Here is an 11,706-nt window from a genome sequence, read left to right on the forward strand (position 1 = left end):
GATACCTATGTTACCTGGCATCTGCAATCAGACAAGCAGAATTCGCAAATGCAGCGAAAGATTTCGGAATTAAAGGTAAAAAAAGGGAGCCGATTAGCTCCCTGATGATATTAACTGGCTTTTTTAATATGCGGAAGGTCGAACGCTTTGCGCAGCGCCCGAACAAACGCTTTATCGTGGCAGATAGTTTTGCCAGGGCTGTCAGAAAGTTTCGCCACCGGTTTACCGTTACACTCAACCAACTTAATGACAATATTCAGGGGTTTTACCTGGGGGATATCGCAGGTCAGGCGAGTCCCAATACCAAAACTTAATTGCACGCGGGAAGAGAAATGGCGGTATAGCTCAACCGCTTTGCGTAAATCCAGATTGTCAGAGAAAACCAGCGTTTTACTCTGTGGATCAATTCCCAGCTTCTCATAATGTGCAATGGCTTTTTCACCCCATTCAACCGGGTCGCCGGAGTCATGACGCAAGCCCTGATAGCGGCTGGCAAATTCTACGCCGAAATCTCGCAGGAAAGCATCCATGGTAATACAGTCGGTTAACGCAATGCCAAGTTGGTCGGGATATTCTTCCAGCCAGGCAGCAAGTGCAGCTCGCTGGCTGTTGGCAAGATCCGGACTGATTTGCTGATGCGCCTGGAACCATTCGTGTGCTTGTGTTCCCATTGGCGTGAGGGAAAGCCGACGCGCCAGATCGTAGTTGCTGGTGCCTACGAACCAGGATTCCTGTTGCAGACGTTTCACGATGGTCTCTTGTACTTCACGAGAAAAACGTCGGCGGGTGCCAAAATCCATCAGATGGAAGCGCGACATATCAAGACCGGCGGTTAATGCCGAGAAGTCGGCTAATTTGCTTTCCAGCGTGTCGAGGGCTTGCGCAACGTCGGCCTGCGGTGAGCGATAGCGATGTACCATTTCACTGATAACCGCCAGCAAAGGAACTTCCCAGAGGATGACTTCACGCCACGGGCCGCTTAAACGAATATCCAGCTTGCCATTATCATTGGACACGGTGACTTGTTCCGGGTTAAAGCGGAATTCGCGTAGCCAGTTAAGATAGTCGGCCTTAAAGAAAGGCAGGGCAGAGAGCCACTGATATTCATCATCCTGCAGGCGCAGGTGCTGCATCGCCTGAACCTGTTCACGAATAGCATCGGCATAAATACCCAGCAGATCGTCACCTCGGCAACGAAACTCCGCCGCGACATGCACATCGTAATAGTGATGAAACACGGCTTGCTGCATATGCAACTTATAAGCATCTGTATCCAGCAACGAGTGCAGAACAGGAGAAGCGAATTGTGTCATAGGTGCGCAGTAGCGTCCTCGTACAGGAGCGTTTAGTACAATAAACATCTTCAGGAACTGCTGGAGTATACCTTGTTTCGTAATTTATTGAACCCCGATCACACCATATGTCACCTTTCTGGTCGATGGTATTGCGCTGCGTATGTTATAAAAATGTAGCAATAAAGGCGTTTGTACCTGAAAAGATGAAGATTCTGCATAGCGCGATTTACGCAACAGGAATAGACTGAACACCAGACTCTATAAAAGATGCTAAAGGTTATTTATGACTCAACAGCCACAAGCCAAATACCGTCACGATTATCGTGCGCCGGATTACCAGATTACTGATATTGACTTGACCTTTGACCTGGACGCGCAAAAGACGGTCGTTACCGCGGTCAGCCAGGCTGTCCGTCATGGTGCATCAGATGCTCCGCTTCGTCTCAATGGCGAAGATCTCAAACTGGTTTCTGTTCATATTAATGATGAGCCATGGACCGCCTGGAAAGAAGAAGAGGGCGCACTGGTCATCAGTAATTTGCCGGAGCGTTTTACGCTCAAGATCGTTAATGAAATTAGCCCGGCGACGAATACCGCGCTGGAAGGGCTTTATCAGTCAGGCGATGCGCTTTGCACCCAGTGTGAAGCCGAAGGTTTCCGCCATATTACGTATTATCTCGACCGCCCGGACGTGCTGGCGCGTTTTACCACCAAAATTATTGCCGATAAAACCAAATATCCCTTCCTGCTTTCCAACGGTAACCGCGTTGCGCAAGGCGAACTGGAAAACGGACGTCACTGGGTACAGTGGCAGGACCCGTTCCCGAAACCGTGCTACCTGTTTGCGCTGGTGGCAGGCGACTTCGACGTGCTGCGCGACACCTTCACCACGCGTTCTGGTCGCGAAGTGGCGCTGGAGCTGTACGTCGATCGCGGCAACCTTGATCGCGCGCCATGGGCGATGACCTCGCTGAAAAACTCCATGAAATGGGATGAAGAACGCTTCGGCCTGGAGTATGACCTCGACATCTATATGATCGTTGCAGTGGATTTCTTCAATATGGGCGCAATGGAGAATAAAGGTCTGAATATCTTTAACTCCAAATATGTGCTGGCCCGTACCGACACTGCGACCGATAAAGATTACCTCGATATTGAGCGTGTTATTGGTCACGAATATTTCCATAACTGGACCGGTAACCGTGTGACCTGCCGCGACTGGTTCCAGCTCAGCCTGAAAGAAGGTTTAACCGTCTTCCGCGATCAGGAATTCAGCTCTGACCTTGGTTCCCGCGCAGTAAACCGTATCAACAACGTGCGCACCATGCGCGGATTGCAGTTTGCGGAAGACGCCAGCCCGATGGCGCACCCGATCCGCCCGGATATGGTTATTGAAATGAACAACTTCTACACCCTGACCGTTTATGAGAAGGGCGCGGAAGTGATTCGCATGATCCACACTCTGCTGGGCGAAGAAAACTTCCAGAAAGGGATGCAGCTCTATTTCGAGCGCCATGATGGCAGTGCGGCAACCTGCGACGACTTTGTTCAGGCGATGGAAGATGCGTCAAATGTCGATCTCTCCCATTTCCGCCGTTGGTACAGCCAGTCCGGTACGCCGGTTGTGACCGTTAAGGACGACTACAATCCGGAAACCGAGCAGTACACCCTGACCATCAGCCAGCGCACGCCTGCTACGCCGGATCAGGCAGAAAAACAGCCGCTGCATATTCCGTTTGCCATCGAACTGTATGACAACGAAGGCAAAGTGATCCCGTTGCAGAAAGGCGGTCATCCGGTCAATTCGGTGCTGAACGTCACCCAGGCGGAACAGACCTTTGTCTTTGATAATGTCTACTTCCAGCCGGTGCCCGCACTGCTGTGCGAATTCTCTGCGCCAGTGAAACTGGAATATAAGTGGAGCGATCAGCAACTGACCTTCCTGATGCGCCATGCGCGTAATGATTTCTCCCGCTGGGATGCGGCACAAAGTTTGCTGGCAACCTACATCAAACTGAACGTCGCCCGTCATCAGCAAGGGCAGCCGCTGTCTCTGCCGGTGCATGTGGCTGACGCTTTCCGCGCGGTGCTGCTCGATGAGAAGATTGATCCGGCGCTGGCGGCAGAAATTCTGACGCTGCCTTCCGTCAATGAAATGGCAGAACTGTTCGATATCATCGATCCGATTGCTATTGCCGAAGTGCGTGAAGCACTCACCCGTACTCTGGCGACTGAACTGGCGGATGAGCTGCTGGCTATTTACAACGCGAATTACCAGAGCGAGTATCGCGTTGAGCATGAAGATATTGCAAAACGCACTCTGCGAAATGCCTGCCTGCGCTTCCTCGCTTTTGGTGAAACGCATCTGGCTGACGTGCTGGTAAGCAAGCAGTTCCATGAAGCAAACAATATGACCGATGCGCTGGCCGCGCTTTCTGCGGCGGTTGCTGCACAGCTGCCATGCCGTGACGCGCTGATGCAGGAGTACGACGACAAGTGGCATCAGGACGGTCTGGTGATGGATAAATGGTTTATCCTGCAAGCCACCAGCCCGGCGGCGAATGTGCTGGAGACGGTGCGTGGTCTGTTGCAGCATCGCTCATTTACCATGAGCAACCCGAACCGCATTCGTTCGTTGATTGGGGCATTTGCGGGCAGCAACCCGGCAGCGTTCCATGCCGAAGATGGCAGCGGTTATCAGTTCCTTGTGGAAATGCTTACCGACCTCAACAGCCGTAACCCGCAGGTGGCATCGCGCCTGATTGAGCCGCTGATTCGCCTGAAACGTTACGATGCCAAACGTCAGGAGAAAATGCGCGCGGCGCTGGAGCAGTTGAAAGGGCTGGAAAATCTCTCAGGCGATCTGTACGAGAAGATAACTAAAGCACTGGCTTGATACTTTTGAGCCCAAATGCCGGATGCGACGCTTGACGCGTCTTATCAGGCCTACAAGTCCGTTGAAAATGCTGGTTTTGTAGGCTGGATAAGGCGTTCACGCCGCATCCGGCAGCCGTGCCCAAATGCCTGATGCGACGCTTGACGCGTCTTATCAGGCCTACAATCCGTTGAAACCGCTGGTTTTGTGCGCCACATCCGGCATATTAACCATGACGCCGAATCGGTTGTTCAGAGTGCCCACGCTGCATCACCCGTTGCAACACTTCCGCTTCCAGCTCCGCTAATCGCACCGACCCTAATCGGCGCGGACGGGGGATATCCACCGTCAAATCCAGACCAATTTTTCCCTCTTCAATTAACAACACCCGGTCCGCCATTGCTACCGCTTCGCTCACATCATGCGTCACCAACAGTACGGTAAAGCCGTGCTCCTGCCAAAGTGACACAATCAAATCCTGCATCTCGAGCCGAGTCAGGGCGTCCAGCGCCCCGAGCGGTTCATCAAGCAATAATAAACCCGGTCGATGAATCAACGCTCTTGCCAGCGCCACACGCTGTTTCTGCCCGCCAGAAAGTGCGGCAGGCCATTCCCGCGCGCGATTCTCCAGTCCTACCGCTGCCAGCGCCCGACGCGCGGCATCGCGCCACTGACCTTTAAGGCCTAACCCAACGTTATCAATCACCGATTTCCACGGTAGCAGACGCGCATCCTGAAACATCATTCGCGTGTCTTCCTGAATCTCAGCCAGCGGTGTGGTACCCGCTAACACATCGCCTGCGGTTGGCGTTTCCAGACCTGCCAGCAGGCGCAGCAGGGTACTTTTGCCACCACCGCTGCGGCCCACCACCGCCACAAACTGACCTGCCGGAATATGTAAATCCAGTTGGTTCAGGACGATATTTTCCGCGTAATGTTTGCTTACTGCATTGAGTAACAAGGGTGTGCCCTGGTTCAGACGAGCAGTATTCATACCGTGGCCTCCTTCAAATGATAAGCCGGATTCCAGCGCAGCCAGAGGCGCTCTAACAGCTGCGCGCTGACGTCAGCAAGTTTGCCGAGCAGGGCGTAGAGAATAATGGCGACTACCACCACATCCGTTTGCAAAAACTCCCGCGCATTCATCGCCAGATAACCAATGCCGGAATTGGCAGAAATGGTTTCGGCAACAATCAGCGTCAGCCACATCAGGCCCAACGCAAAACGTACGCCGACCATAATTGAGGGCAGGGCACCAGGCAGGATCACATGGATAAACAGCGGTATGCCGGATAATCCATAGCTACGCGCCATTTCCACCAGACCGCGATCGATATTACGGATGCCGTGCCAGGTGTTGATATAAATGGGGAATAGTGTGCCGAGCGCCACCAGAAAGATTTTCGCGGATTCATCAATGCCAAACCACAAAATCACCAGTGGGATCAGCGCCAGATGCGGCACGTTGCGCAACATTTGAATTGAGGTATCCAGCAGCCGTTCTCCCCAGCGCGACAGCCCGCTAATCAGTCCCAGAATCAAGCCCAGCGATCCGCCAACTGAAAAACCAATCAGCGCCCGCCAGGAGCTGATCGCCAGATGTTGCCACAATTCGCCGCTGGCTGAGAGCGACCAGAACGCCGTCACCACCCCTTCCGGTGAGGGCAAAATACGCGTCGACAACCAGCCAACCGAGGAGGCCAGTTGCCACACCGCCACGATGCCCACCGGTAAAAACCAGGGGGCAACGCGCAATAACCACTTTTTCACTGGCGTTGCCATCATTTTGTTCCTTAGCTTTGCGCGACTTTACGGGGGATAAAATCATTCGCCACCGCTTCGCCTTGCGGATTCAGCGGTTGTGGCTGGGGAATTTCCGGAATGGCAATATCCAGATGTGGGAACAACAACTCGCCGACCCGATACGCTTCTTCCAGATGCGGATAACCAGAAAGCACAAAGCTGTCGATGCCAAGCGCAGCGTATTCGTTGATTCGCGCGGCGACCGTCGGACCATCGCCCACCAACGCCGTCCCGGCACCGCCGCGCACTAAGCCAACGCCCGCCCATAAATTGGGGCTGATCTCCAGATTGTCGCGCTTGCCGTTATGTAGCGCCGCCATTCGCTGTTGCCCCACGGAATCCGTGCGGGCAAACGCGGCTTGTGCTTTAGCGATGGTCTCATCATCAAGATGCGAGATTAACCGCGCGGCGGCCTGCCACGCTTCGTCGTTGGTTTCACGAACAATCACATGCAGACGAATACCGAAACGAATTTTGCGTCCATGCGCGGCAGCTTTCGCCCGCACTTGCGCGATCTTCTCTTTTACCAGCTCCGGTGGTTCGCCCCAGGTGAGGTAGAGATCAACCTGTTCAGCGGCCAGATCCTGGGCGACGTCTGACGAGCCGCCAAAGTAAAGCGGAGGATAGGGCTGTTGAATCGGCGGGAAGAGCAGTTTGGCTCCGCGCACATGAATATGTTTGCCGTTGAAATCCACTGTCTCGCCAAGCAACAACCGCCGCCAGACCTGGGTAAATTCTGCCGAGGCTTCGTAACGCTCGCTATGATCAAGGAACACGCCGTCGCCTGCCAGCTCTTGCGGATCGCTGCCTGTGACCAGATTAAACAACGCGCGTCCGTTAGAGAGACGGTCAAGCGTGGCGGCCTGGCGGGCGGCAACGGTAGGTGAGGTTACGCTGGGGCGCAGGGCGACAAGAAACTTCAGCCGTTGTGTCACCGGGATCATCGACGCCGCCACCAGCCACGCATCTTCACACGATCGCCCCGTCGGGATCAGCACACCGGTATAGCCCAGACGATCCGCCGCTTGCGCAATTTGTTGCAGATAACCGTGATCAACCGGGCGTGAACCTTCTTCCGTTCCCAGGTAATGTCCGTCTCCGTGGGTCGGTAAAAACCAGAACATATTCAGACTCATAATTGTTTTCCTTCCCGTTGAGTGGGCTGCCAGATGCGCTGGCGAATATCGACTTTTTTCGGCACCAGACGGTTTTCATAAAACAGATCTGCCGTTTGCTGCTGTAAGGCGGCAACCTCGGCGTTAACCGGTTTGATGGTGGTAGGGGGGCGATGATCTAAATAAGAGGCAATCACCGGCGTTGGTAAGCCCATCGTTTTTGCCAGTAAAGCGATGCTTTGTTCGCGCTGGCTGCGGGTTAACGCATCGGCCTCACTAAAGGTTGTCAGCACACCCTGAATAAAAGCGCCGTTTTTTTCTGCATACGGACGAGCTGCCAGATAAAACGATCCAGTTTGATTGAGATCGGTGCCGTCTTTCAGCACCCGCACGCCGCCCTGTAATAATGCAGCGGAGTAGTAGGGATCCCAGATAGCCCAGGCGTCAACGTTACCTTGCTGGAACGCGGCGCGGGCATCGGCAGGCGTCAGGTAAGTGGGCTGAATATCCGTGAATTTAAGCCCGGCCTGGCGAAGGGCTCGCAGTAAAAGATTGTGCGAACTGGAACCTTTCTGAAAGGCAACTTTATGACCTTTAAGATCGGCTACGGTTTTGATCGGACTGTTTTCTGCCACCAGAATCACTTCGGCTTTTGGCTTCGGCGGTTCGACGCCCACGTACAGCAAATCAGCTCCGGCAGCCTGAGCAAAGATTGGCGGAATATCTCCGGTACTGCCGAGATCAATACTGCCAACGTTTAACGCCTCCAGCATCTGTGGGCCAGCGGGGAACTCCACCCAGGAGATTTTTGTTTGCGGATAGCGTTTTTCCAGCATTTGGTAATTTTTCGCCAGTACCGAACTGATATTGCTTTTCTGATAGCCAATCCTTAACGCCTCTGGCGAAGACTCTGCGGCAATCGCAAGTGTGGAGACGCTGAGTAATCCCGCCAGCGCCAGTTTAATGATCTTACGCATGGGCATTACCTCGCAGAGACAGAAGATCGGGAACCTGAACATCGCGGCGGTGTAGCGCCTGCCAGAAGGTGTCGAGCGCGGCATCAAGACGGGTTTGCAGATTTGGCGTGAACTGGGGTTTGTGGTGGTAATCAATCACCTGCGAGTCATCGGCAAATACGCCGTGCAGGATCTCCTGGGCTTTCAGTGCGCTTAAAACCGGTTTAAGGGCGTAATCGACCGCCAGAAGGTGAGCCACTGTACCGCCCGTTGCCAGCGGCAGTACCACTTTGTCTTGCAACGCACGTTCTGGCAGCAGATCGAGCAGGGTTTTCAGCGCTCCGGAATAGGCGGCCTTATACACAGGTGTGGCGACAATTAACCCATCGGCCTGTTGCAGCTGTTCGGTAAAAGTTTTCAGGGCCGGACTATCGAAACGGGCATAGAGCAGATCCTCCGGGGCGAAGTTTTGCAGATTCCAGTGATAAACCTCGACATCCAGGTTATTCAGTTTTTCCCGCGCATATTCCAGCAAAGAACTGGAGCGAGAAGGAAAACGAGGACTCCCCGCCAGGGTGATGACACGCATACTCTCTCCTTATAACCAACTGTTCTTGTTTTGTTAAAATTGATAACAATTTGGTCAGTCTGACAGAGGGCGTCCGCGAGTCGAAATGATTTATCTGACGAAGCAAAGCCAAAAAAAGCATAAAAAAAGCGCAATAAGAAAACGTTTGCTATTTATTGCCGTAGGTCAATTCCCTTTTGGTCCGAACTCGCACATAATACGCCCCCGGTTTGCACACCGGGAATCCAGGAGAGTTCATGTACTACCCCTTCGTTCGTAAAGCCCTTTTCCAGCTCGATCCAGAGCGCGCTCATGAGTTTACTTTTCAGCAATTACGCCGCATTACCGGAACGCCGTTTGAAGCACTGGTGCGGCAGAAAGTGCCTGCGAAACCTGTTAACTGCATGGGCCTGACGTTTAAAAATCCGCTTGGTCTGGCAGCCGGTCTTGATAAAGACGGGGAGTGCATTGACGCGTTAGGCGCGATGGGGTTTGGATCTATCGAGATCGGTACCGTCACGCCACGTCCACAGCCAGGTAATGACAAGCCGCGTCTCTTTCGTCTGGTAGATGCCGAAGGTTTGATCAACCGTATGGGCTTTAATAATCTTGGCGTTGATAACCTCGTAGAGAACGTAAAAAAAGCCCATTATGATGGCGTCCTGGGTATTAACATCGGCAAAAATAAAGATACGCCGGTGGAGCAGGGTAAAGATGACTATCTGATTTGTATGGAAAAAATCTATGCTTATGCGGGATATATCGCCATCAATATTTCATCGCCGAATACCCCAGGACTACGCACACTGCAATATGGCGAAGCGCTGGATGATCTCTTAACCGCGATTAAAAATAAGCAAAATGATTTGCAAGCGATGCACCATAAATATGTGCCGATCGCCGTGAAGATCGCGCCGGATCTTTCTGAAGAAGAATTGATCCAGGTTGCCGATAGTTTAGTTCGCCATAATATTGATGGCGTTATTGCAACCAATACCACGCTCGATCGTTCTCTGGTTCAGGGAATGAAAAATTGTGATCAAACCGGTGGCTTAAGTGGTCGTCCGCTTCAGTTAAAAAGCACAGAAATTATTCGCCGCTTGTCACAGGAATTAAACGGTCGCTTACCGATCATCGGTGTTGGCGGCATTGACTCGGTTATCGCTGCGCGTGAAAAGATTGCTGCGGGGGCCTCACTGGTGCAAATTTATTCTGGTTTTATTTTTAAAGGTCCGCCGCTGATTAAAGAAATCGTTACCCATATCTAATTATTTCTTCGAATTCCTCTTTATAAGATAATCAGGGCTTTATTTTAAGCCCTGGTTGTTTTATATTCATCGCTGTTGCTTATTTAGACATTTTGTACTTTTATTGTTGAGGTTATTAAGCGAAGCGACAATGGATTGTGTTGCTGCGGTTTTATAGGGTAGGGGAGAGGCAAATGCGAATTAAACCAGACGATAACTGGCGTTGGTATTACGATGAAGAGCACGATCGAATGATGCTCGATTTAGCCAATGGTATGCTATTTCGCTCACGTTTTGCGCGCAAAATGTTGACTCCAGATGCCTTTTCTCCCGCAGGCTTTTGCGTTGACGACGCCGCGCTCTATTTCTCATTTGAAGAAAAATGCCGCGATTTTAATTTATCTAAAGAACAAAAAGCCGAACTGGTGCTTAATGCGCTGGTAGCAATTCGTTATCTCAAACCGCAAATGCCGAAAAGCTGGCATTTTGTTTCCCATGGTGAAATGTGGGTGCCCATGCCGGGCGATGCGGCCTGCGTTTGGTTGAGCGACACTCACGAGCAAGTCAATTTGCTGGTCGTTGAATCTGGCGAAAATGCCGCACTGTGCCTGCTGGCACAACCCTGCGTTGTTATTGCGGGTCGCGCGATGCAGTTGGGGGATGCCATCAAAATCATGAATGACAGGCTGAAACCGCAGGTTAATGTTGACAGTTTCAGCCTCGAACAGGCAGTTTAACGCGCTAGTTTAAGCGCAGTCTTCGGCACACAACTACAGCAAAGAATGGTGCCATCATTGCTGATTGCTGATTTTTTGAGCGGTGTGACTTCGCCTTCTAAAAGCTGAACACGGCAGCTTCCACAAATGCCCGCGCGGCAAGAATAAGGGATACGAATTCCCCGATTTTCTAATTGCTCCAGCAGAACCTGTTGGTTATTTCCACGAAATGCCTGCCCTTGCCAGTCAATATCTACATTTGCGTCCGGTTGCTGCGCGGCGTCGACGGTATCGTCCACGGCAGCTGCGCCGTAAACTTTCGCCGGAGCCGTTGCAAGAATTTCCACCTCGTCGCCAACGCGAATCACGCCACTATTACGGGCAATTAAATTCTGACCAAAATCGACATCGCCGTTATCCTGGGCTGTGCGGAAAGATTGCAATGTCTTTAATGGTTCACCTGCCGGATGCTTTTGTCCTTTTTCCGGACTGACGGTGGTGAAAATACAGCGGCTGCAAGGCTTAACCACATCAAACACCACATCACCAATACGAATCACTTTCCAGCTATCTTCTTCCCAGGCTGACGCGCCGGAAACCACCAGATTGGGGCGGAATTGCTCCATTTTTACACTGGCCGGACAACGTTGTTGGAGATCACGTAACGAGGCTTCGTTAGCAAGAAGGTAAGGATAGCCATCAGCAAATGACAGAGGTACAGTGTTGTGGCGTTTCACGCGCCGGGTCATTTGTGGCCCCACCCAGCGCAATTGCACTTCGCGGGAGAAAAATCCACTTAACCATTTGTTGATCGCGTCTGGCGCAATTCGCGCGGTAAAATGTGTGCCCCAAACTTCGGTTGGTGCGTCTTGTGTGGCGAAATCAGCAAAACGAACATATGCGCTACTGCCATCTGGTGCGGTGAGATGCAAGCCATCATGCACAGGTGAAGGAGTAAACCGTACCATCTGGGGAAACTGGCGAGCGGTAATAAACGTACCGTCAGGTTCCGTGATCATAAAGATGCGATCGAAGGCCAGACCACTGACATCTGCCAGAGCATGTGTAAGACCAATGCCGCGCATCGATTTAACAGGATGAATAAAAAGCCGGGTTAATGTCGCCACGGTG

10 protein-coding genes are annotated in these 11,706 nt (G+C 52.2%); 3 read left to right on the top strand and 7 right to left on the bottom strand.

All coding sequences use genetic code 11. The annotated features are described in order from the left end of the window. Positions 1-110 precede the first annotated feature (110 nt). On the bottom strand, positions 111-1,313 hold the full coding sequence (gene pncB / locus FQZ95_RS25025; protein ID WP_001305916.1) for a nicotinate phosphoribosyltransferase: 1,203 nt from the start codon (positions 1,311-1,313) through the stop codon (positions 111-113). Between the two features lie 265 nt (positions 1,314-1,578). Between pncB and pepN the strand changes: the two genes are divergently transcribed. Continuing rightward, positions 1,579-4,191 carry an aminopeptidase N gene (gene pepN, locus FQZ95_RS25030; RefSeq protein ID WP_105284194.1) on the top strand — a complete coding sequence of 871 codons (2,613 nt, stop codon included), beginning with the start codon at positions 1,579-1,581 and terminating at the stop codon, positions 4,189-4,191. Positions 4,192-4,396: 205 nt separating this feature from the next. Here pepN and ssuB read toward each other — a convergent pair whose 3' ends face one another. Genes ssuB through ssuE form a run of 5 tightly spaced genes read right to left on the bottom strand, consistent with a single transcriptional unit; the run spans position 4,397 to position 8,633 of the window. Beyond that, complete coding sequence (ssuB, locus tag FQZ95_RS25035; RefSeq protein WP_032302800.1) at positions 4,397-5,164, bottom strand: aliphatic sulfonates ABC transporter ATP-binding protein; 768 nt, start codon at positions 5,162-5,164, stop codon at positions 4,397-4,399. Continuing rightward, the gene (gene ssuC, locus FQZ95_RS25040; RefSeq protein ID WP_032302801.1) at positions 5,161-5,952 is read right to left on the bottom strand and encodes an aliphatic sulfonate ABC transporter permease SsuC; all 792 of its coding nucleotides are present in this window, start codon (positions 5,950-5,952) and stop codon (positions 5,161-5,163) included. Before ssuC ends, ssuB begins: the two co-directional genes overlap by 4 nt. An 11-nt stretch (positions 5,953-5,963) precedes the next feature. Beyond that, positions 5,964-7,109, bottom strand: a complete 1,146-nt coding sequence (gene ssuD / locus FQZ95_RS25045) for an FMNH2-dependent alkanesulfonate monooxygenase (RefSeq protein ID WP_160530915.1) — start codon at positions 7,107-7,109, stop codon at positions 5,964-5,966. Next, on the bottom strand, positions 7,106-8,065 hold the full coding sequence (ssuA, locus tag FQZ95_RS25050; protein WP_160530916.1) for an aliphatic sulfonate ABC transporter substrate-binding protein SsuA: 960 nt from the start codon (positions 8,063-8,065) through the stop codon (positions 7,106-7,108). The genes ssuD and ssuA overlap by 4 nt, the downstream gene beginning before the upstream one ends. Beyond that, positions 8,058-8,633 (bottom strand): NADPH-dependent FMN reductase, encoded by a 576-nt coding sequence (ssuE, locus tag FQZ95_RS25055; protein WP_160530917.1) that lies wholly within the window; start codon positions 8,631-8,633, stop codon positions 8,058-8,060. Before ssuE ends, ssuA begins: the two co-directional genes overlap by 8 nt. A gap of 236 nt (positions 8,634-8,869) precedes the next feature. Here ssuE and pyrD point away from each other — a divergent pair, with 236 nt between their 5' ends. Together pyrD and zapC are read left to right on the top strand one after the other, a co-directional pair. After that, entirely contained in the window at positions 8,870-9,880 is a 1,011-nt protein-coding gene (gene pyrD, locus FQZ95_RS25060) for a quinone-dependent dihydroorotate dehydrogenase (protein WP_001305914.1), read from the top strand. Positions 9,881-10,053: 173 nt separating this feature from the next. After that, positions 10,054-10,596, top strand: coding sequence for a cell division protein ZapC (gene zapC, locus FQZ95_RS25065; protein WP_001295353.1), 543 nt, complete (start codon positions 10,054-10,056; stop codon positions 10,594-10,596). On the opposite strand, the gene ycbX is transcribed toward zapC, so the two are convergent. Next, positions 10,593-11,702, bottom strand: a complete 1,110-nt coding sequence (gene ycbX, locus FQZ95_RS25070) for a 6-N-hydroxylaminopurine resistance protein YcbX (protein ID WP_000224279.1) — start codon at positions 11,700-11,702, stop codon at positions 10,593-10,595. The two genes, zapC and ycbX, sit on opposite strands and share 4 nt — an antisense overlap. Positions 11,703-11,706 lie beyond the last annotated feature (4 nt).

The organism is Escherichia sp. HH41S, assembly GCF_009820115.1.
GTDB lineage: Bacteria > Pseudomonadota > Gammaproteobacteria > Enterobacterales > Enterobacteriaceae > Escherichia > Escherichia coli_F.

Coding starts and splice junctions, on each gene's coding strand:
- pncB (WP_001305916.1), bottom strand. CDS start 1,313: ATGACACAATTCGCTTCTCCTGTTCTGCACTCGTTGCTGGATACAGAT.
- pepN (WP_105284194.1), top strand. CDS start 1,579: ATGACTCAACAGCCACAAGCCAAATACCGTCACGATTATCGTGCGCCG.
- ssuB (WP_032302800.1), bottom strand. CDS start 5,164: ATGAATACTGCTCGTCTGAACCAGGGCACACCCTTGTTACTCAATGCA.
- ssuC (WP_032302801.1), bottom strand. CDS start 5,952: ATGGCAACGCCAGTGAAAAAGTGGTTATTGCGCGTTGCCCCCTGGTTT.
- ssuD (WP_160530915.1), bottom strand. CDS start 7,109: ATGAGTCTGAATATGTTCTGGTTTTTACCGACCCACGGAGACGGACAT.
- ssuA (WP_160530916.1), bottom strand. CDS start 8,065: ATGCGTAAGATCATTAAACTGGCGCTGGCGGGATTACTCAGCGTCTCC.
- ssuE (WP_160530917.1), bottom strand. CDS start 8,633: ATGCGTGTCATCACCCTGGCGGGGAGTCCTCGTTTTCCTTCTCGCTCC.
- pyrD (WP_001305914.1), top strand. CDS start 8,870: ATGTACTACCCCTTCGTTCGTAAAGCCCTTTTCCAGCTCGATCCAGAG.
- zapC (WP_001295353.1), top strand. CDS start 10,054: ATGCGAATTAAACCAGACGATAACTGGCGTTGGTATTACGATGAAGAG.